The 21,180-nt window shown below is 44.3% G+C and carries 25 protein-coding genes; 13 read left to right on the top strand and 12 right to left on the bottom strand.

Annotation, left to right across the window (positions count from 1 at the left end; translation table 11 throughout):
* A complete protein-coding gene (locus K1X84_06345; protein ID MBX7151243.1) occupies positions 1-1,041 on the bottom strand; it encodes a histidine kinase in 1,041 nt (346 codons plus the stop codon).
* A 186-nt stretch (positions 1,042-1,227) separates the two neighbouring features.
* Here K1X84_06345 and K1X84_06340 point away from each other — a divergent pair, with 186 nt between their 5' ends.
* The 5 genes from K1X84_06340 to K1X84_06320 all read left to right on the top strand — a co-directional run bounded on the left by K1X84_06340 (position 1,228) and on the right by K1X84_06320 (position 4,251).
* Positions 1,228-1,683, top strand: coding sequence for a YbhB/YbcL family Raf kinase inhibitor-like protein (locus tag K1X84_06340; GenBank protein ID MBX7151242.1), 456 nt, complete (start codon positions 1,228-1,230; stop codon positions 1,681-1,683).
* Positions 1,684-1,744: 61 nt separating this feature from the next.
* The gene (locus K1X84_06335; GenBank protein MBX7151241.1) at positions 1,745-2,155 is read left to right on the top strand and encodes a DUF1761 domain-containing protein; all 411 of its coding nucleotides are present in this window, start codon (positions 1,745-1,747) and stop codon (positions 2,153-2,155) included.
* Between the two features lie 9 nt (positions 2,156-2,164).
* Positions 2,165-2,551 (top strand): RidA family protein, encoded by a 387-nt coding sequence (locus tag K1X84_06330; protein ID MBX7151240.1) that lies wholly within the window; start codon positions 2,165-2,167, stop codon positions 2,549-2,551.
* Positions 2,552-2,791: 240 nt separating this feature from the next.
* A complete protein-coding gene (locus K1X84_06325; GenBank protein MBX7151239.1) occupies positions 2,792-3,772 on the top strand; it encodes a WG repeat-containing protein in 981 nt (326 codons plus the stop codon).
* Positions 3,773-3,828: 56 nt separating this feature from the next.
* Positions 3,829-4,251 carry a DUF3052 family protein gene (locus K1X84_06320; protein MBX7151238.1) on the top strand — a complete coding sequence of 141 codons (423 nt, stop codon included), beginning with the start codon at positions 3,829-3,831 and terminating at the stop codon, positions 4,249-4,251.
* A gap of 91 nt (positions 4,252-4,342) precedes the next feature.
* Here the strand turns inward: K1X84_06320 and K1X84_06315 are convergent, their stop codons facing one another.
* The 6 genes from K1X84_06315 to K1X84_06290 form a co-directional block, all read right to left on the bottom strand.
* Positions 4,343-4,558: a hypothetical protein gene (locus K1X84_06315; GenBank protein MBX7151237.1), complete on the bottom strand. Its 216-nt coding sequence runs from the start codon at positions 4,556-4,558 to the stop codon at positions 4,343-4,345.
* A 10-nt stretch (positions 4,559-4,568) separates the two neighbouring features.
* A complete protein-coding gene (locus K1X84_06310; protein MBX7151236.1) occupies positions 4,569-5,558 on the bottom strand; it encodes an FAD binding domain-containing protein in 990 nt (329 codons plus the stop codon).
* A 26-nt stretch (positions 5,559-5,584) separates the two neighbouring features.
* Entirely contained in the window at positions 5,585-7,867 is a 2,283-nt protein-coding gene (locus tag K1X84_06305) for a xanthine dehydrogenase family protein molybdopterin-binding subunit (GenBank protein ID MBX7151235.1), read from the bottom strand.
* A 27-nt stretch (positions 7,868-7,894) separates the two neighbouring features.
* Complete coding sequence (locus K1X84_06300; protein ID MBX7151234.1) at positions 7,895-8,284, bottom strand: hypothetical protein; 390 nt, start codon at positions 8,282-8,284, stop codon at positions 7,895-7,897.
* Positions 8,285-8,289: 5 nt separating this feature from the next.
* A complete protein-coding gene (locus K1X84_06295) occupies positions 8,290-8,913 on the bottom strand; it encodes a (2Fe-2S)-binding protein (protein MBX7151233.1) in 624 nt (207 codons plus the stop codon).
* Between the two features lie 219 nt (positions 8,914-9,132).
* Positions 9,133-9,669: a DinB family protein gene (locus tag K1X84_06290; GenBank protein ID MBX7151232.1), complete on the bottom strand. Its 537-nt coding sequence runs from the start codon at positions 9,667-9,669 to the stop codon at positions 9,133-9,135.
* 378 nt (positions 9,670-10,047) lie between these two features.
* On the opposite strand from K1X84_06290, the gene K1X84_06285 reads away from it, so the two are divergent.
* From K1X84_06285 to K1X84_06265, 5 genes are read left to right on the top strand one after another with little or no spacing between them, the layout of a single operon-like run.
* Positions 10,048-10,374, top strand: coding sequence for an antibiotic biosynthesis monooxygenase (locus tag K1X84_06285; GenBank protein MBX7151231.1), 327 nt, complete (start codon positions 10,048-10,050; stop codon positions 10,372-10,374).
* On the top strand, positions 10,367-10,825 hold the full coding sequence (locus K1X84_06280) for an Lrp/AsnC family transcriptional regulator (GenBank protein ID MBX7151230.1): 459 nt from the start codon (positions 10,367-10,369) through the stop codon (positions 10,823-10,825). The genes K1X84_06285 and K1X84_06280 overlap by 8 nt, the downstream gene beginning before the upstream one ends.
* Positions 10,826-10,831: 6 nt before the next feature.
* Positions 10,832-11,443 (top strand): LysE family translocator, encoded by a 612-nt coding sequence (locus tag K1X84_06275; protein MBX7151229.1) that lies wholly within the window; start codon positions 10,832-10,834, stop codon positions 11,441-11,443.
* Between the two features lie 24 nt (positions 11,444-11,467).
* Positions 11,468-12,397: an EamA family transporter gene (locus K1X84_06270; GenBank protein MBX7151228.1), complete on the top strand. Its 930-nt coding sequence runs from the start codon at positions 11,468-11,470 to the stop codon at positions 12,395-12,397.
* Positions 12,398-12,445: 48 nt separating this feature from the next.
* The gene (locus K1X84_06265; GenBank protein ID MBX7151227.1) at positions 12,446-13,837 is read left to right on the top strand and encodes a M20/M25/M40 family metallo-hydrolase; all 1,392 of its coding nucleotides are present in this window, start codon (positions 12,446-12,448) and stop codon (positions 13,835-13,837) included.
* 79 nt (positions 13,838-13,916) lie between these two features.
* Here K1X84_06265 and K1X84_06260 read toward each other — a convergent pair whose 3' ends face one another.
* Positions 13,917-14,315 (bottom strand): type II toxin-antitoxin system VapC family toxin, encoded by a 399-nt coding sequence (locus K1X84_06260; protein MBX7151226.1) that lies wholly within the window; start codon positions 14,313-14,315, stop codon positions 13,917-13,919.
* Complete coding sequence (locus tag K1X84_06255) at positions 14,312-14,542, bottom strand: AbrB/MazE/SpoVT family DNA-binding domain-containing protein (protein ID MBX7151225.1); 231 nt, start codon at positions 14,540-14,542, stop codon at positions 14,312-14,314. Before K1X84_06255 ends, K1X84_06260 begins: the two co-directional genes overlap by 4 nt.
* Positions 14,543-14,730: 188 nt before the next feature.
* Between K1X84_06255 and msrA the strand changes: the two genes are divergently transcribed.
* The gene (gene msrA, locus K1X84_06250; GenBank protein MBX7151224.1) at positions 14,731-15,372 is read left to right on the top strand and encodes a peptide-methionine (S)-S-oxide reductase MsrA; all 642 of its coding nucleotides are present in this window, start codon (positions 14,731-14,733) and stop codon (positions 15,370-15,372) included.
* Between the two features lie 146 nt (positions 15,373-15,518).
* Complete coding sequence (locus tag K1X84_06245; protein MBX7151223.1) at positions 15,519-16,592, top strand: branched-chain amino acid aminotransferase; 1,074 nt, start codon at positions 15,519-15,521, stop codon at positions 16,590-16,592.
* Here K1X84_06245 and K1X84_06240 read toward each other — a convergent pair.
* The 3 genes from K1X84_06240 to K1X84_06230 form a co-directional block, all read right to left on the bottom strand.
* Positions 16,589-17,515, bottom strand: coding sequence for an NAD-dependent epimerase/dehydratase family protein (locus tag K1X84_06240; protein MBX7151222.1), 927 nt, complete (start codon positions 17,513-17,515; stop codon positions 16,589-16,591). The genes K1X84_06245 and K1X84_06240 overlap by 4 nt on opposite strands.
* Before the next feature lie 65 nt (positions 17,516-17,580).
* Positions 17,581-18,975, bottom strand: a complete 1,395-nt coding sequence (locus K1X84_06235; protein ID MBX7151221.1) for an MBL fold metallo-hydrolase — start codon at positions 18,973-18,975, stop codon at positions 17,581-17,583.
* 34 nt (positions 18,976-19,009) lie between these two features.
* Positions 19,010-19,339 carry a metalloregulator ArsR/SmtB family transcription factor gene (locus tag K1X84_06230; GenBank protein ID MBX7151220.1) on the bottom strand — a complete coding sequence of 110 codons (330 nt, stop codon included), beginning with the start codon at positions 19,337-19,339 and terminating at the stop codon, positions 19,010-19,012.
* 208 nt (positions 19,340-19,547) lie between these two features.
* Here K1X84_06230 and K1X84_06225 point away from each other — a divergent pair.
* Positions 19,548-21,180, top strand: a 1,633-nt coding sequence (locus K1X84_06225) for a GAF domain-containing protein (GenBank protein MBX7151219.1), incomplete at its 3' end; no start/stop codon positions are given.

Raw genomic sequence — 21,180 nt, 5'->3', positions numbered from 1 at the left:
TTAGATAGAATTAAATGGAATTGTAATAGTCACCGTAACCCCGCCCGATTCATTAGACTTTAACTCAAAAGTTTGCTGAGTACCGTATAATTGCTTCAATCTTGACCGTGTATTCGAAAGACCAATGCCCTCCGTCGGTTTTTTCCCGTTGAGGCCGCCACCGTTGTCCCTGATGACGAGATTCAACCGATCATTTTCCAGGAACGAACTAATTTCCAATATGCCTGCTCTCGTAAATGGCGCAATACCGTGGCGGATCGCATTTTCCACAATGGGCTGAAGCAGCAGATTGGGCACACGCGCTTGCAACGTATCCGTTTGAATAGCCGTAACAATTTGCAGCCGATCACCGAGCCTCGTTTTTTCGATTTCAAGATACTTGTTCAAAAATTCCATTTCCTGAAATAACGCCACTTCCTGTACACCCACATAATCCAACGACAGCCGCAACAGATCGCTTAATTGTGCAATCATTCTTTCCGCTTCATCGGGTTTCGTATGAATCAGCGCTGTGATCGCATGCAAAGTATTGAATAGAAAATGAGGGTTGAGTTGCGTTTTCAAGGCTTGCAACTGTGCCTGCACCAACTGCGATTGCAATTGCGCCGAGCGAAGTTCGCTTTCACGGTAACTTTTGTAAAAATTCACGCCTTGTTGAACGCCGAGTATTACCCAATAGGCAAGAACATTCCAATGAAATTTAAAAATCAACGTCGATTGAATGGCCTTGATATAAGCGGCCGTCGAATATTCGGAACGTAACAGGATATTAACTAATGAATACACTGTCAGGTGTAATACGGCCAAACCAGCACAAGCAAGTAGATGGATAGGAAGCCGGCGAAGCAGACCGGATTGAATTGGAAAGCGACGGCCAAGCGCCAGAATTACCGGTGACAGCAATCCCCAGGTATACCATTCCGGCAATGCGTACATCAGCGAATCGCTCCAATGAATCGGTTGCCGGTATGAATACATCAAATAATTCTGACTGGCAAAAAACAATCCGACAAACGTCCACACACCGAATAAAACCGCCATTCTCTTGGCGATATTTTCTAACCGCAAAATCATAGATGAGAATTGAATAAAGTCATAACTCAACAACGCTCAAACAATTTAATTGTTCCAAAAGTCTTTTGCGAAATATCTTTTCGTCTATTATATTGGGCTCACCCTTTCTCGTTTTCTCCTTATAATTCCATATCAATTTTAGGAGAAGATATCATGGTTATCGCAAGCACTGCCTTTTCGGAAGGTGATTTGATTCCGCCAAAATATACCTGTGATGGATCCAATTTTTCACCGCCATTAATCTGGGAAGGTGCTCCGCCTACAACCGAAAGTTTTGCTCTTATTTGCGATGATCCCGATGCGCCCCGAGGAACGTGGGTTCATTGGGTACTGTTCAATCTCCCGGCAAATATTCATGCTTTGCCCGAGCATATTCCAACGCAGGAAATTATCGCCGGCGGCGCGAGACAAGGCATCAACGATTCCCATACTGTAGGCTATGACGGTCCGTGTCCACCGGGAGGTACGCATCGTTATTATTTCAAACTTTACGCTCTGGATAGGATGCTGGATCACGAACCCGGCATGACCAAAGCCGATTTACTCAATGCGATGCAAAGTCATATCCTCGCGGAAGCTCAAGTGATGGGTCGGTATAAACGCACTTAAAAAGTATAAATTTAATTCGAAACTGAAGCAAATTAAATCATTTTATGAGGAGGATTTTTTTATGACTGAAATACACATTAATCACGTTACAGCCGTTGTTGCGGCCGTTATTAATTTTCTGATCGGTGGATTATGGTATTCGCCGTTGCTTTTCGCCAAACCGTGGATGGCCGCCACCGGTTTCACGGAAGATGACGTCAAAAAAGGCGCCGGAGCCGGTCCTTACGTTATCGCGCTGGCTACGTCTTTAGTTGTGTCGTACGGAATGGCATGTATTCTTTCTGCAGTGCAAGCAACGTCAATTATGGATGCATTGTCGATCGGATTTTTTACCGGTATTGCCTTTGTCGTTTCCACGATTGCGATGCACGATGCTTTTGAGAGCCGTCCGCTTAAATTGACACTGATCAATGCGGGGCATTCGCTCGTTGGAATTTTAGTTGTTAGCGTTATTCTTACTATTTGGAAATAAGGAGGCTTGATGAAACGGGAAAATTTCTCTAGCGGGACGCCTTGGGAACCTGTCGTCGGCTATTCACGTGCAGTCAAAGTTGGTAATATCATTCATGTTTCCGGCACCACGGCTACGGCAGCTGACGGCAGTATTGTCGGCAAAGGCGATCCCTACGCACAAACGGTACAGACGATCAAAAACATCGAAGCCGCCTTGAAAAAAGCCGGTGCATCTTTAAAAGACGTCGTTCGTACCCGTATGTACGTTACGAATATCGCCGACTGGGAAAAAATAGGAAAAGCACACGGAGAATTTTTTAAAGACATCCGTCCAGCAACCAGCATGGTCGAAATTAGTAAACTGATTAATCCCGACATGGTCGTGGAAATTGAGGCTGAGGCTTTAGTAGTTTGAACGCACTCCCAATCAATAGCGCTTATAAAAAATAGACTATAATTTCAGAAATAATCTTCCAATGCCATCAGCCTTGTCTATACTAAATTTTATTTAGATAAATACTCTACCCGTAGCCCTGACTTTTCCTATCAACAAAGAACCCACACTTTCATGTAGATGAAAACAACGGCTGATTTAATTAAGATTTAATTAAATCTTTCAAGTTGTTTGGACAAAAATTCTAAAAGGATCATTTCAATGGATACTAACAAACTTTACGTATTGAATTTTGTTGATGAAGGAAGTCCGCGCAAAGGAGCAGTCAATTCTCTCGGAGAAATTGTTATTCAGCCTGAATTCGAATCTATTTTTGGCACTGATACTGAATTAATTCCAGCGGGAATATTAAAACCTGAATTTGAAGACGCTAGTGACCTGCTGTGGGGATATATCGATTGTAGTGGCAATTGGAAAATTAAAGCCCAATTCGATGATGTTCGGCAATTCACCAAGAACTGGGCTTTTGCAAAAAACAAAAAGCTATGGGGACGAATTGGCGAAAATGGCCAATGGATACAACAACCTATTTACAAGGAAATTGGAATTTTATCAGAAGGATTAGTCTGGGCACAAGATAAATCGGGCCAATACGTTTTTCTGGACGACGACGCCAAGGTTCGATTTACACTTGCCGGTATAGAACAATTGGCCCTAGCATTTAGTGAAGGCTTTTTGGCTTTCAAAAAAAACAAAAAATGGGGTTTTTTAAAAACCGATGGATCTACAGCCCTTGAAGCTAAATGGGATTTTGTATGGGGCTTTGGTAATGGCTTGGCACCGGCCTCTGAAGGTTCTTCCTGGAAATATATTGATCAGCACGGAAATACAGTAATTGATGGCTCGTTCGATGAAGCTGAGCAATTTAACGGAAATTATGCCCCAGCCAAAAAAGGAAAATGGGGAATCATTAATAAGAAAGGGGATTGGGTAATCAAACCCAGCAGTCAGATAATGCTGGTGCCGAATAACAATGAAATAATAACCAAAATAAAAGGCGAATGGTGCATGATGAATATGAAAGGAGAAATCACTCAAAAAACTCCTTTGTCTAAAAAAATTGAACGCATGTTGCCGTTTGATGATCAAGGGTTTGCCATAGCTCACATTGGAGATTATAGCCTTTTAATAAACAGAAATTTTGAAATTATTTTTGATAGTAAAAAGTATAAGAAAAAGTAGAAATAATCATAAAATGATTTATTTGAAAATGGCTTTCTTATTCTTATACTCATTGTATGAAGAATTTAAAATCGGCAGGTTATTCCGGAACCCCTTTGATCAAAAAACTCGGCATTAAAGAAGGTTCTATGATTGCTTTGATCAATCCTCCGAAAAACTATACAAGCACTTTAGGCGATTTGCCGGCGAACGTCCGGATCTTTAAAAAAATAAAATCCGGTCTGGATTTCATTCAATTTTTTACACAATCGCAAGACGAGCTCGAAATCGAAATGCCTGACCTCAAAAATGCCATCGCTCAAAACGGCATGATATGGATTTCCTGGCCGAAAGGCAGTTCCAAAATTCCTACGGACGTCAATGAAAATACCGTCCGTGATATTGCGTTGCGTAATGGTTTGGTCGATGTCAAGGTTTGTGCGGTTGACGAAATATGGTCAGGACTCAAGCTCGTCATTCCTGTAAAAGACCGCCGATAAAGATTGGATAGCGAATATTGAACTACGATTTTAGAATTTCTTTTGACAATATCTCAATACAAACGTAGCAATTCTCAAAAAAGTCGTACAACTATACCGGCAGTTCTACCGTTACGAAGCACGAACGTACGGACTGGCACATTTCCGGCGCGACAAGTTGACCGTCGGGTCCTGCAACTCCCATCGTACACAAACACCAATATTGTGCCGTGGTTGAATCGTCGTTGCGCCAGGATTCCGCCTGATCAGGATCGGGAATATAACTCATCTTCGTACGAAGATGGCGGCATTGCGATTTATAGGCCATAAGTCACCCCTCATTCAAACGGATTGATGCCCGCAGCAAGGCAGATTGTTCTCGTAATGACTGCTTTAAAAATCGGAATTTTGTAAGCATTATCAGACAAAGGTGCGGCGCCGATCATTGCCGCTTCAGCCGCTTTACGTGCAAGCTCGCGGGTAACGGTTTGGTTTTTTAAAACATCCTCCGCTTTCGGTGCACGCCACGGTATCGGTGCGGCGGCGCCGAGAACAATCCGTGAATCAACGCAGGTTTTACCATTCATCTGCATACCCACAGCCACTTCGGCGACAGGCCAATCGAATGCCTGTTTTTCTTTTTGTTTATAATAATAACTGGCATAACCTCCGGGTGTCGGCGGAATAACGACGGCGGTGATAATTTCATTCGCTTCAAGAACGTTTTCATGAAAAATATCTTTGACCGGCATAATAAAAAAATCGTCGATGAAAATTTCTTTTTCACCTTTGGGCGATGTGATTTTTAATTTAGCTCCCAGCGCCATCAATGCGGTCGCCGTAGCGGAGGGATGAACAATGACGCAGCCGCCATTGTTACCGAAAATGGCGTGATATTGATTTTCACCATCGAGCGCAAAACAAGCTTTGCCGCCTTTACGTTTGCAATCAAAGTCGTGGCTTCGAAAATACCAGCAGCGGGGACGTTGACATAAATTGCCTCCAAGCGTAGCCGCATTACGGATCTGCGGTGTTGCAGCACTTTCCGCCGCTTGCGCCAGAGCTTGATACTTGCCCTTCAGTTTCTCATGCGACGATAACTCATCCAACGTTACATTAGGGCCGATGGAAATACTACCCGAATTTTCATTTACAAAATGCAAATCTTTCAACGAACGAAGATGAACAAGCCTTTTGGGTTCAATCAAACCTTCCTTCATCATATCCAGAAGGTCGATGCCGCTTCCTTTGACCATTGTTCCGGGATCGTTTAAAAAATTAAAAACATCTTTTAATGTTTCCGGCTTGGCGTATTCAAATGTATTCATAGTTCACCTTTTCGTGACAAAAATTATTATCCTTGTAAAGCTTTAAGAACGGCCGCAGGCGTCATCGGCAATTCCCGGACGCGCACGCCGGTTGCGTGATAAAACGCATTGGCAATCGCCGCAGCAGTCGGTACCGTGGCCGGCTCTCCAATGCCCATCGCGCCGGTACTGCTTTGTCCATTGTTCACGTCGATAATAACCGATTCGATTTCCGGCATATCGAGCGATCCGGCAATTTTGTATTGATCAAAATTCGCATTCACCATCAATCCTGTGTTTCGGTCGAGAAGCCTGTTTTCAAACAGCGCATAACTGATGCCCTGAATGACGCCGCCATTAATCTGACTTTCCAATGTCAGCCGGTTCATCGGCCGTCCGCAGTCATGCACGGCAACAACCCTTTTGACTTTAATAACTCCGGTTTCCGTGTCCACTTCTACTTCAGCAAATTGCACGCCTGCAAGCAATCGCGGTCTTACTTCCAAATGATCTTTAAGCCGCTCACCGATGACGGTAAATTTATCGCCAGGAATTTTTGACGCAACTTGTTTCCAAGTCAGGCTTTTTGAGGGATTGGCTGTTACGATAATCTTTCCGTCGGCCAATCCGAGCTCTTCTGCTTTCACACCAAGCAGCGGTGCGGCAATATCCAACATTTTCATCTTCGCAAGATACGCGGCATTGCGTACGGCTGGAGTAATGCCGGCCGTTGTTTGGCTGCCACCGCTCGCCGGACCCAAACCATATTGTGTATCGCCGATTTTGACAACAATATCTTTTGGCTGCAATCCGAGTTCCTCCGCAGTTACCATCGCCATGACGGTCCTGATTCCGCCTCCAATATCCTGCACGCCGTTGGTCAACTCAACGGAACCGTCGCTATTGACCTGAATGGCCGCTTGAAAACCTGCGCCGGTAATATAGTACCAAACTGAATTGGCCATGCCGTAGCCTTTTTTTATAGGCCCTTTATCGGCTGCAGCTTTAGGATTACGTTTTTCCCAGCCGAATTTTTTGGCGCCAATCTCATATTCAGCCATGCGAACAAGATCGGCCGTAGAATTCATTTTTCTGAATTCCAGCGGATCCATATTCAGTTTATAAGCCAGTTCATCGATCGTTTGTTCAAGCGCAAAAGTGCCTTGTGGAAATCCCGGCGCCCGAAACGCCGCTCCGGGGCCGGCATTGGTAAACACGTCGGATTCTTCCGTGTAAACATTATCGATCGTAAAATACATCACGCGTGCCGGTCCAGCCGAACCAGCACCGGTTCCTATTCCGGCAGTTCCATATGACAATAATTTAATCGCTTTCAATTTTCCGTCTTTTCCGGCACCGATTTTGAATGTCTGAACCGAGCTCGGTCGGTTACCGACGGCCAAGTGTTCTTCTTTGCGATTGAGCATCAGTCGTACGGGCGCTTTGGCTTTTTTGGCTAACTTGGCCGCCATCACGCCGTAGACACCGGCTCCAAACTTAGCACCGAAACCACCACCCATATATTCAGTGTACACGCGTACATTAGTTTTTGGAAGCTGAAACACATCGGCTAATTCATCACGTACGCTGAACGTACCTTGCGTCGAAGCCCAAACCGTCAGTTGATCTTCGGCATCCCAGCGGACTACAACACCATGCGTTTCCATGGCCGAATGTGTCTGGACTTGCGTCGTGTATGTCGCTTCGACGATGACGTCGGATCCGGCCAACGCCGCGTCGACCTGAGCCAAATTACCATTCGCTCTCGGACCGCGGACATTGCCTTTCTGTGACACTTTTGCTGCACCGCCGGGCGCGTCGCCTTCCGTTGTTTTCTCTTCGACAGTTTCGTCGAATACTAAAACTTTTCCGTTTTTAGCTTTTTCAATATCGACAACAAACGGCTTGCGTTCGTATTCGACACTAACCAATTTCAGAGCTTCTTCAGCTTGATGTTGCGTTTCAGCGGCAATCGCCAGAATTTCCTGGCCCGCAAAACGTACGGCCATCGGCCATTGTTCAGTAACCGACATAACAGCTTTGACGCCGGGATACTTTTCCGCTTTGGAAATATCGATGCTTTTAACAACCGCTGCCGAATGAGAAGATCGCAAAAAGGCTGCATACAGCATGCCCGGCAATTGAATGTCAAACGTATATTTTGCCTTGCCAGTAACTTTATCAATGCCGTCATTGCGGGTCGTTTTACCGCCGATGAACTTAAGTTGATCAGCGCCATCCCACGGTTTAGGCGTATTATCGGCAATATCAACCGTAACGTCTTTTAAATTCTTTTCAACGCCAAGTTTGAGCGTGACTTGTTTGGACATAATCCGACTCCTTTGCGGATGAACTGTTTACTGCGCCCAGATACCTATTGATAGAAGAACAGCAATACTCAGCAACGCCATTGCGCTGAACATTTGTTCTTTCTTGTATGTGTTCTTTTTTAATCTGATTTCCTGGATATTTTGCAACGGAATAATGGCTTTGACATATTGGCGGTACTCCATACTGAAAAACTCGAATTCCACGCGCGTGCTATCGGTAAAACCTTTGAAATAACCGTCTTCTTCAAATATACCACCGGCTCCGCTACTATAGCGGACATGAACAACTTCATTAGGTTTGATCATTTCTTTTTCAATGACAACGGCATTAATGCTCTGCGATTTATAAACTTTCTGTCCGCCGGCGCATCCGACAACAATCCCACTCCAAATAAAACACATCAATATCCTGGCCATAATGATCATGCCTTTTTAGACTTAAGAACCGCTTCGAAAACTTTGGGATAAGTGCCACAACGGCATAAATTGCCACTCGTTGCCGTTTTGATATCGTCCAGCGTCGGATTAGCTTTATGATCCAGTAAATTTTTGCAACTCATGATCATTCCCGGTGTACAAAACCCGCATTGCAATGCATCGGCATTGATAAACGCTTGCTGAACGGGATGCATTTGTCCGTTAGTTTCCAGACCTTCGATGGTCTGGATTGGCAAACCGACAACGTCAATGGCCAATGTCAGGCACGAGGCCAATGTTTTACCGTCAACAATTACTGTGCACGCACCACATGCACCTCGATCGCATCCGATTTTCGTGCCGGTGAGATGCAATTGTTCTCGTAACGCTTCAACCAATGTGGTACGTGGTTCGACTTTAACGGTGTAATTTTTTCCATTCACATTGAGCGTGATCGGCACGGCTTCCGGACCCATGATGGATCCATTGGCGTGGTCATCAGGAATAACGTTGCCTAGAATTCCTCCACCAGCCGCCGCTACTCCAATAGACGTCAGACCAAAACCCTTAAGAAATTTGCGACGCGACAATCTTTTGGATACATTTTTTTCATCGTGAGATTGGCTCATGACAAAACTCCAAGGAAAGTTTAGAACGATAAGAATTGAATCGACAGTCAGTTTATAATTTTTAAAGTCGGCTTGAAAAGAAGGGTTAATTTTTTACGCAATAAAAGGTGAATGAGTTTCCTAAAAAAAGTATAAAAAGTCAAGTGACCGATTTGGGTTATTCAAAAAAAAACCCGGAATTCATCAAATTCCGGGTTTTCTAATAAGAACAAGTTATAACTATTCTTTAACACTCCACGGTGGCGCAATGCCATTCATACGGGCATAAGCAATAAGCTGCCCAAGATGTTCATGATGATGTCCGATCAGGATCATAAGGACGTTGCGCTTCGTCGATTCCTGCCCTCCAAAAATCTTGACTTTTGTTTCAAGATCGCTGTCGGCCATCTTGGCTACACTTTCCTTTGTCCATTCCATCGATTCTTTTAAAGCGGCTAAGACTTTTTCTTTATCGCTTTCTTTTTCGTAATCTTTGGTAAGTTCTTTACCTTTTATTCCGGCCATCCCGAGTAAAAAATAATTACCGCCGGCAACATGCATGACGACTTCGCCAACGGAACGAACTCCTTCCGCCGGTCGCCAGGAATATTTCTCTGCCGGAATCGCTTTGGCAAGTTCCATAACTCGTCCGCCTGCGAACTGGATCTGTCCAATTACATCGCCACGAATACCAGTTACTTCCATTTTCTTGTCCTGTGCAACCATGACATTGACCATGGCAACAAGCATCAGAAAATACATCCAGACGTTTTTCATACTTTCTCCTTCATTTTTTGGGCATTTTTTTTGGGAAAATTCTGTAAAAAAACTAAAAATCGAATGATTGGGATTTTGAAGTGCTTAAAACTAACGGAATCCATTTTGAAAAGCAAATATAAAATCAGCAATTTTCGGGTGGTCTTTGTAAATAAATTTTACGATTCTGACCGAGTTGTTTCAGCAGGCATGTTAAAATTCTCACATACGGTGGACTCTTAAAATTCACCGAAATTGGCTCTTGACGAAGTTGTTTTTTTGATGTATATATCAACATCCGTGTTGATTACTGAATTTTATTCAATAATTTTAATATTTTTTAGAATAATATTCATAAAATACAATATTTATCGAATCCGTTAAAACAAGGATATAAGCATGATAGCCCGAGCATGGCACGGGCGTGTGCCACTGTCAAAATCCGATGCATACGCTGAATTTCTCGATAAAAAAGGTATTCGGGATTATCTGGCGACGCATGGCAATGCAGGTGTGTACGTCATGCGCCGAATAGAAAACGATGTCGCACATTTTCTTTTGATTTCTTTATGGGATTCGATGGAATCAATCCGTCAATTCGCCGGGCAAGACGTCGACAAAGCTTATTATTATCCTGAAGATGAAAATTTTTTATTGGAATTCGAGTCGAACGTTCAGCATTACCACGTTTTGAATTTCGAAAGACCGGTAGAAATACATGGATGAAATTGATCAGAAAATCCTGACGTTACTGCAAAAAAATGCTCGTGCGACCAACGCCGATATTGCTAAGGAAGTCGGCATGGCGCCATCGGGTGTTTTTGAGCGAATCCGTAAATTGGAGGAACGCGGGATTATACTTAGTTATGAAGCACGTTTACACTCTAAATCTATTGGACTCGGCTTACTGGCTTATATCTTTGTTCGATCGGCTGATAAAGCGGGTGAATTAAAAAATGCACGCAGTTTATCAAAAATTCCGGAAGTTCTGGAAGTGCATCACATAGCGGGCGAGGATTGTTATCTCCTGAAGGTTCGTACGACTGATACAGAAGCGCTGGGAAAACTTCTGCGCGAAAAAATCGGCGCCCTTCCGTCGATTCAATCGACCCGAACGACTATTGTGATGGATACGGTTAAAGAAACAATGTGTTTACCTGTTACCGAAACAAAATAAATTTTTATGATTAATTACGATTTATTCACGTGGTTTTTTATTACAAGTTTTCTGATGGCGTTGTCTCCCGGACCGGCTGTATTTCTGATCTTAGGCCAGGGAATGAAATACGGCGTTCGAGCAAGTATGCTCGGTGCAATAGGGATCGAAGTAGTTAATACGAGTTATTTTATTTTATCCGCTTTGGGTATGTCGGCCGTCTTGGCGGCGAATCCCCTGGTGTTCACTATTTTAAAATGGGCTGGCATTGCATATCTTTTTTATACAGGGATTCGTACGTTGGCGTCGGCAAAAGCCGGCAACATTATCCCTAAAGCCAGCCCGACTGGTAGTCGTTTTTTAGTCGACGGTATCGTTACCCAAGCGGCTAATCCGAAAGCCATTATTTATTTTAGCGCCATGCTGCCGCAATTTGTCGACCTCCAAAAACCGGTGACCGTTCAGATTACGATTCTTGGCGCTACAGCGATGGCAACTGAATATATTATTCTCACAGCATACGGTTGGTTCGCTCAAAAAGGCGCGACGTTTTTACCGGGCCCAAAAGCAGTGTTGTGGCAGGAAAGAATTGCCGGTATAAGCCTGATTGCGGTAGCACTGATATTGACAAAAAATTAAAATTTTAAAAAACCGGAAAGTCATATGTCACGTTCACTAAAAATTGTTCTTGCCTTTGCGGCTATTTATCTCATCTGGGGTTCCACGTATCTGGCGATCAAATTCGCCATCGCAACGGTGCCGCCTTTTCTGATGGCCGGGATACGATTTCTGATTGCCGGAGCGATAATGTATGCGTTTGCACGTTTTCGCACCCCCGAACGGCCAACATTGATTCATTGGCGTTCCGCCACCGTGATCGGGGGATTACTGCTCATGGGCGGGAATGGAGGAGTGACGTGGGCTGAGCAATTCGTACCGTCGGGACTGACAGCTTTGCTGATCGCCACGGTTCCATTGTGGATCACTGTTCTTAATTGGCTTCACCACGATCGTATCCGCCCGGGAGTGCGTGAAATCGGCAGCGTTTTACTCGGACTTATCGGACTGGCCATTCTCGTGGGCCCGGAAGAATTGATCGGTAAAGGCCGCATCGATTTACTTGGCGCCGGTGTTTTGGTGACAGCATCTATTCTATGGTCATTCGGTTCGTTGTATTCGCGCCAGGCGCCGTTACCTTCCAACCCGTTATTATCAATCGGAATGGAAATGCTCGCCGGCGGCGCGATATTAAGTGTGGTCGGCCTGGCATCAGGTGAACTGGCACGAGTAGACCTGTCCGCCGTTTCTTCACAATCAATTTGGTCGCTTGTTTATTTGATTTTAGTCGGCGCTTTGATTGGTTTCACCGCGTACGTGTGGTTGTTGAAACAAACGTCGCCGAATCTTGTTGCCACGTATGCCTATGTCAATCCCGTCGTAGCCGTATTTCTGGGTTGGCTTCTTGCAGGTGAGGAATTGACATTCCGAACGATACTGGCTGCCGTGGTCATCGTTGCGGCGGTTATCATTGTCACACTCAAACCTAAAGAAAAAACTGTTGCCGTTCCGATCGAATCTAAAATTTCAGATTAAAAAGCAATTACGACATTCATTTTCATAAAGCCCAAGGAGATTGATGTAATGAAACTAACGCACTGGCTTTTTTTCGGATTCATACTGGTAATTATATTTATTTTTTCATGTTCGCCAAAACAGGAATCCTTTCGTGGTAATCCGGCTTACGATTCACTGGCCACTAAAATGTATGCCACAGCGCTTGGTTCCGGACAAGCATATTCCATGTTGACCGATCTTACAACGAATATCGGATCGCGTCTTAGCGGTTCGCCCGGCATGGAAAAAGCCGTCGTTTGGGCCAAGTCGCAAATGGAATCGTTAGGGTTTGATAAAGTTTGGTTAGAGCCGGTGATGGTTCCTCATTGGGTACGAGGCGATGTGGAAGAATTAACCGTTATCGGTCCGGAAAAAAAACGGCTGACCATTACGGCGCTGGGCGGCAGCAGACCAACTCCCAAAGAAGGCATTACGGCGGACGTAATCGAAGTCCATTCTTTTGACGAATTAAAAGCTCTTGGCGAAACCGCACGCGGTAAAATCATTTTCTTCAACCGCCCGATGGATAAAAGCCTGATTACACCCTTTGAAGCGTACGGAGGCGCCGTCGACCAGCGTTCCAAAGGTGCGTCCGAAGCCGCACGCGCCGGAGGCGTAGCCGCCATCGTCCGTTCGATGACCATGCTTCATGATGACGTGCCGCACACCGGCGCCATGCGTTACAACGACAGTGTTCCGCGCGTACCGGCGGCGGCGATCAGTCTTGTCGGCGCCGATTTCTTAAGCCAATTGCTTGCCCAAAATAAAAAAGTAACGGTTAATCTCAAACTGAGCTGCGACACTCTTCAGGATGCCGAGTCATTCAATGTCATCGGGGAAATTACCGGAACTGAGAAACCGAATGAGGTCGTCGTAATTGGAGGGCATCTTGACAGTTGGGATAAAGGTCAAGGCGCACACGATGATGGCGCAGGTTGCGTTCAATCGATTGAAGCTATCCGGCTGCTCAAATCATTGGGTATCAAACCCAAGCGAACCATTCGTGCCGTTCTGTTTGCTAACGAAGAAAACGGCGCCCGCGGAGCGAAAGATTACGCCGCCAAAGACCGGCCAGGTGAAAAACATATTGCGGCAATGGAATCGGACGGCGGCGGATCCATGCCGAGAGGTTTCGAAGTAGAATCCGATTCTCTGGCTCTTCCGAAAATTGCGCGCTGGTCGTATCTGTTTATTCCCATCGACGCGGGTAATGTCAAAAAAGGCGGAAGCGGTACGGATGTGGAGCCGCTCTATAAACTCGGCATTCCGGCCATTGGATTGCGCGTAGTCCCGCACCGCTATTTCGATTATCATCACTCCGATCACGATACTATCGATAAAGTTAATGATCGCGAACTTGAGCTTGGAGCGGCGGCAATGGCTCTTCTCGCATATGTTTTAGCACAGGAAGGGATTTAAAACGAACTTTTGGAAAATAAAAAACGCGGGATTTATTCATTCCGCGTTTTGCTTGTTTCGAAGTAGTTTCGTAGATGAACTAAATCCACTGAATTTTAATGTCTTTTTCCAAGCTCTTGAATTCCTTATCACCAGTTACTAATTCAGCTTTTTTTAATTTAGTTAATGCCGCCGCAAAAGCATCGGCATATGATATTTTGTTGTGTGCTTTGAAAACGGCTGCCTGTAATGTTAAATCTTGATCGACGTTGAAGATTACGACTGGGTATTGCAGAAATGTTAAACGAAAAAGTTCAGCTTTATCTTTTCCACCGTCCCGAAGCGCTGTATAATATACTTCTCCCCAATTAACTACACACATGAAGAGTTGGGCATGATTCTCCATCGCCTTTTCAAACAACTGCGCCACGGATTGAGCGGGAGCCTCGCCGTCGAAATAGGCCAACACAGCGTAACTATCAAGCACATATCGCTTCATAATTCACGCTCCCGCTTTTTGTCTTCCATAAGCGCTTTTAATAGGCGCCCTTTCGTTCCTAACATTCCGATGTTTTTATGGATCAATTCCTTGGTAATTGGAACTAAACGTATCTCCCCTTCGGATTCAATAAAGTGAATCATTGTACCGTTTTTGATTCCATATTTTTTTCTAAGTTTTGAAGGAATAACAACTTGCCCTTTTGTTGTCACAATAGACTTTTCCACACACAACTCCTTTTCGTATAACATACTTTAATAGTATAACAAAATAATTAATGTATGTCAATATTAAAAAGTAATACTTTTATAAAAGTATTACTTTTTAATGAAAACAAATAGATAAAGAGCCCGGGAATCTTTTGGGAACTATATCGTTACACCTACATTCATTGATAACAAAACATGAGTGACCTATGCGTTTACTAATTATCGGAGTGATGGCATTGCTTCTGAATAGCTATGGCGAACCATCTGTACCATTCCACAAACTTAATGAGGACGTCAATATGAGCAATCCTTTGGATACCGCGACGTTTGGCGCGGGTTGTTTCTGGTGTGTTGAAGCCGTTTTCCAGCGATTAAAAGGTGTACAATCTGTAACTTCCGGCTATTCCGGCGGGAACGTCGATAACCCTACGTATCAACAAGTCTGCACGGGACAAACCGGCCACGCTGAAGTTTGCCAGATCACATACGATCCGAAACAGATCGGCTTTCTCGATTTGCTCGAAGTGTTTTTTCAAACCCATGATCCTACAACTCTGAATCAACAAGGCGGCGATCATGGTACGCAATACCGATCAGCCATTTTTTATCACAACGACGAGCAAAGGCAACTGGCCGAAAAAGTAAAAACCGAACTCAATGCCGCCGGCGCTTATCCGAATCCGATCGTCACTGAAATCGCCGCTTTCAAAAAATTTTATAAAGCCGAAGATTATCATCAAAACTATTTCAATGCCAACGGTAATCAACCGTATTGCTCTTATGTTATCAAACCGAAATTGGAAAAATTTAAAAAAGTATTTAAAGAGAAATTGAAAAAAGAAAATTAGGAACCGAAGGCGGGAATTTTTCCCGCCTTTTTTATTTTCCGTAGTTTACAACAATCATTGTTTTTAACAAAAGTTTTCAACATATTCCGGCGGTTTTTGAGTGAGGGAAAGAAAGTCGATATTTCACTATAAGGAGTTTCAGGGATATGCAGCTTGAGATCATCAAAATCAATGACAAAGCCAAAAAAACGAAACCGACAGACGAATCAACCTTGGGTTTTGGAAAATATTTTTCCGATCATTTTTTTAATATGACATACACGCCGGCCAAAGGATGGTTTGACGCCAAAGTCGAACCTTATCGCCAACTCATTATCGATCCGGCGGCCCTGGTTTTTCATTATGCGCAGGAAATTTTTGAAGGTCTTAAAGCCTATCGCGGCAAAGACAACGGCGTGTATCTCTTCCGTGCCAAAGATAATTTTAAACGGCTCAACCGCTCCGCACAACGTTTGTGCATGCCGGAAGTTGACGTCGATTTCGTATACGATGCATTAAAAAAACTGATCTTGCTCGATCAGGACTGGCTTCCTAAAAGCCGTGGCACTTCGATTTATATTCGCCCAACGATGATTGCAACCGAAGCATCGATCGGCGTTCGCGTGTCGTCGGAATATTTATTTTATATCATCATCGGTCCTGCCGGCAATTATTACCCTGAAGGTTTCAGCCCCGTTAAAATTTTTGTTTCGGATAAGTATACCCGCGCAGCTCGCGGCGGATTAGGCGAAGCGAAAACCGGGGCTAACTATGCTGCGAGTTTATACCCGGCTAAAATTGCCAAAGATAAAGGTTTCAGCCAGGTTTTGTGGCTTGATGCGCACGATATGAAAAATGTCGAAGAAGTCGGAACGATGAATATTTTCTTCCGCTTTAAGGACGAACTGGTTACCAGCCCGCTGGATGGAACAATCCTTGCCGGCATTACGCGCGATTCGATTTTGCGGCTGACACGCGACTGGGGTATGAATACCGTTGAACGAAAATTAGGCATCGATGAAATTATCGATGGACTCAAAACGGGACGGTTGATCGAAGTTTTCGGCGCGGGCACGGCAGCAGTTATTTCGCCGGTTGGAGAATTATTCTACAAAGAAACGCCTTACAAAGTCGGCAACGGACAGGTCGGCGAATTGTCACAAAAACTATACGACGAAATCCTCAGCATTCAATACGGCGAGAAAAAAGATCCCTACGAATGGGTCGAACGGATCGGTTAGCGGTATTCTAATTCTACGATTTTTTTAACGCCTTCGGCATACGGGGTCGGACTGAATTTATACGCCGTTTCAAATTTTGTCGAGTCGAAGATATAATCTCGATCGTATTGATACATCATTTCAACAAATTCTTTCAGCGTAGGATTAAATAACCCCAAAAGCCTTACCAGCATTTTTCCAGCCGCCTGATAGCGTGCTTTCACGCCCAATTCACGAGCGATCATATCGATCCATTCTTTTCCCGTCGGAGGATTTTTGGCCGTTGGAAGATGCCAGATTTGCCTGTAAGCCGACGGATCGTTACCCAAAATTGCCGTTGCTTTTGCTGCATCGGGTGTATATGTAAACGAATGCTTGCAATTGACCGATCCGAGCCAATTCGCTTTCTTTCCGGTTTTGAGAAGTTTGAAAACGGTCTCGATCAACAAACTGGTCGTATTGAACGGACCATAAAAATCGGCCGCACGAACAATCATCGCTTTGAGGTCGTTTTTTTCGACCGCTTCAAAAATCAACCGATTTAATTCCGCACGAACTTTACCTTTGGCGCTTGAAGGATTAACCCGCGTTTTTTCAGTCATGTTTTGCAATTGGCCGGGATCGTACATGTACACGTTATCAAAAAAAACGAGACGGCTATGATGGGCTTTGCAAGCTTCGATAACGCTGCGCATAAACGACGGCCACAGGGCCTGCCACGCTTTAGTCTGATAAGGAAATCCCACGGTTACGTAGACAATTTCTGAACCTTTGATCGCATTGGAAATGCCCAGTGAATCGGTCAGATCCCACGGATGCAATTCATCGTTGGCATTGATTTTTTTCGGATTTCGGCTGACAAGACGGATATGGTGAGTATGCGCGGTCAGAGCTTTGGCGAGTTCGCTTCCGATCGCACCACCGGCACCTAGAATTGTTTGCATACACTCACCTCAATCTTAGTGTCTTACGCCCAGGATTTTAATTTATATTTCGCCCGTAATTTTCGCTATTTTTCTACCGGCAATCCTTCTTGTTTCCATGCGCTAATCCCTCCGGTCAGATTAGCTACGTTTTTGAACCCATTGGCTAATAAAACACTGCTGGCAATATTTGAACGATCTCCGCTTTGACATTGAATAACCAGCTTCCCGTCCTTCGGAATATCGTTCAGACGATCTTTCAAATGACCACCGTGTATGTGACGTGCTCCGGGTAAATGTCCGCTCTCAAATTCGCTTTTAGCACGAACGTCAATAATATGGATATTTTTTTCTTTAATATGATTATATAAATCGCGCGCCGTTATTTGTTCGAGCGTTTCGAGTTCATGTCCTTTTGCCCACTCTTTGATATCGCTGAAATAGCCGACGGCCGAATCCAATCCGATCCGGATGAGTGCTTTACGTATTTCGTCTATCCGATGTTCCGCTGCAATCAGCATAAAAGGTTTTTCATATTCCAAAATCCATCCGGCCCATGTGCTGAACGACGCATTATCGGGAATACTGACCGAACCGGGTATATGTCCACCGGCAAATTCGGTCTTGTGCCGCGTATCAATGAGCGGTATACGTTGAATGAGCGCAGCTTGCAATTCATCAATAGTTAATTTTTTAATACCTTGATCTTCTTTTAGAATCCTTGCGCCGGCTTTATTAAATTTTTTCATCATTGCGAAATATTTCGGCGGCTCCGGCTGCCCGTCTAACAACGTTTCGACAAAAGCTTTTTCATCGTTGATGCTTAAAGCCCAGTTAAATAATTTCTGATAACCGACGGTCGAACTCGGAACGGCACCCAGCGCTTTTCCGCAAGCCGAACCGGCGCCATGGCCCGGCCAGACTTGAATAAAATCCGGCAGCGTTTTGAATTTTTTCAGCGAGTGAAACATCTGGCGGGCGCCTATTTCCATTGTTCCGGCAATGCCGGCGGCTTTTTCGAGCAAATCAGGACGACCCACATCGCCGACAAACACAAAATCCCCGGTAAACATCATGACAGGCTGATCGCCCGTCGGCACATCGGTCAATAAAAAACTTATGTGTTCAGGTGTGTGACCGGGTGTATGTATGACTTGAAATTTAAGATTGCCCACCATGAATGTCTGACCGTCTTTGAGCGCGGTATGATCGTATTGATATAACCAATCTGGGCCGCCTTCTTCCGACAAAAGTATTTGTGCACCCGTAGCCGCGCCTAGTTCGCGAGCACCGCTTAAAAAATCGGCATGAATATGCGTTTCAGTTATGTGCGTGATTTTAAGCCTTTCTTTCTTGGCTATTTCAAGATACGTGTCAACATCGCGTTTCGGATCGATCACGATAGCGGTACCGCTCGCTTGACAGCCGATCAGATAGCTTGCTTGAGCAAGCCCTTTTTCATAAATGTGTTGAAAAAACATGAGACTCCGTTAAAAATTAAATTAAAAATAAAAATCATTCGACTTCTTTAATATTTTCGAGCGTCTTTTGGAGGTTTTTTTCAATGCTTCCGCAGACCGTCTGGCATAACTGAAAAATTGATTTATCGGCAATGCTGTAAAAACTATTCAAACCTTCTTTACGTTTTTTCAGAATACCGATTTCCAGCATCATAGCCAGATGTTTGGATACATTTGCCTGATTGGCTCCGGTCCGGTCGACAATCTCCTGGACGTTCAATTCCCCCTCCTGGAGCGTGTAAAGTATCCGAAGCCGTGTAACTTCAGCCATGATCTTGAACCGGTTAGCAACCATGTTCATGAGTTCGGGAGACATTTTTTTCATAAACGTTCCGTTCTTTAAGCAAAATTTTGATTCAATTATATGAATACATAGCAATATAAGCATATCTATTTCAATGTCAAATTATTTCCGGATTTTTACATCAGAAAGGCCGGAAAAGCCTTATTTATCTTGAATATTTAGGACTACGCATATATATTTACCGGCCTAATTTCTCATCATGTTTTTTGGTCCTTCGCAACGGAATTCCATGCTGAAATTTCTGAGACAATTTCACACACCGATATTATACAGCCTGATTATTTTCATATTCATTTTGCTGTTTATAACGATCGAATTTATTTTTGCCGCTTTTTTCCCCCGCGTGAGAGAAGTCCAGGTTCATTTTTTCAAAGCGCTGATCATTGTTATTATCTATGAGCCGCTTCGCAAGCTGTGTGAATTGTATATCAAAAAATTATTGTTTAATTATTATTTCAAGCGTCAGACACGCCTGATCGAAATGGATACACGGCTTTCACCGAACGTGGCATACAAAGAACTCGCCGATACGGTAACCGAAAGATTGAAAACCATTCTCCACGTTAAACACGCGTCGTTGTATCTGAAAATTCCGGATCACTTCTCGCTTGTCAGTTCGACCGGCACTAACGAACTTTTTACCAAAAAAATTCGTGCGGATGTGCCGTATTATGAACAAATGCTCAATGTTCGCCGCGTTTTTGACGTCGATGAAATACTTGACCGTCGCAACGGCTATTCGCCGGTACATACTCTTTCGGTATTGAAGCATGAAGGCGCAAAATACGTCGTCCCGCTGTTGAAAAAAGACGGTATTTCGGGATTTATAGCGCTTGGCAATGAAACGGATGGAGCGTTCGAACTCAGCGGCGAAGATAAAAAAATCCTGTGGAGTTCCCTCCAGCGCGTTGGCAATACGTTAGAGAGCGCGAGACTGTACGGCCAATTGCAGAAAAATGCGATGGAACGCGAGCTCATGCTTGACGTTGCTAAACAATTCAATTCGACGTTTCAATTAGAAAAATTGCTCGATACGATTTTGGACGCGATCAAACGTATTGTTCCGTATGATGCGGCGGGAATTTTTCTCGTCAATGACAAGAACCAGGAAATTGAGAGTGCAGTTGTCCGCGGATACGATGAAGTTGTGCTCGACCAATTAAAAATGAAAGTAGGTACCGGGCTGATCGGTCACGTAGCTAAGATCGGAAAAACCGTAATCGTCAAAGACGTGACGTTTGACGAACATTACGTCAGCGTACGAGGAGCCACACAATCGGAAATGACCATTCCGATTTGTGACGGACCGAAAGTCGTAGGTGTTTTGAATCTCGAAAGCGATAAATTAGGCGCCTATCATGAAGGTTACCTTGAGATTCTAACAGCGCTCGCAGGCGAAGCGGCCATTGCCATCAAAAACGCGCAACTCAATGAGGAAGCCGTTCGCAAAAAAGAATTGGAAAAAGAATTACAAATTGCCGGCAAAATCCAACAAGCCATTTTACCTCAACGGTTACCGCACATTGAAAATCTCGATTTGGCCGGCACCAGCCGTCCATGCTATACCGTCGGTGGAGATTTTTTTGATTTGCTTAAGTTAAACGATCATCAACTCGGTGTGTGTATCGGTGACGTTTCCGGCAAAGGAATTCCCGGCGCTATCATGATGTCATTGTTGTACGCCGGTTATCGCGGGTTTGCTCGCGAATTCAAAAGCGCATCGGAAACCGTTTCCGCTCTCAATAACATGCTGTGTGCCAATACGGCTGAAAATACTTATGCTACTTTTTTTTACGGCATTATCGATTTCGAAGCGTTGATCATGTATTACACCAACGCGGGACATTGTCCTCCGTTGATTT

It is taken from the genome of bacterium (genome assembly GCA_019695335.1).
Taxonomy (GTDB): domain Bacteria; phylum CLD3; class CLD3; order SB21; family SB21; genus JABWBZ01.
Note: the sequence above shows the minus strand (reverse complement) of the source record. Positions and strands in the feature narration are given on the sequence as shown.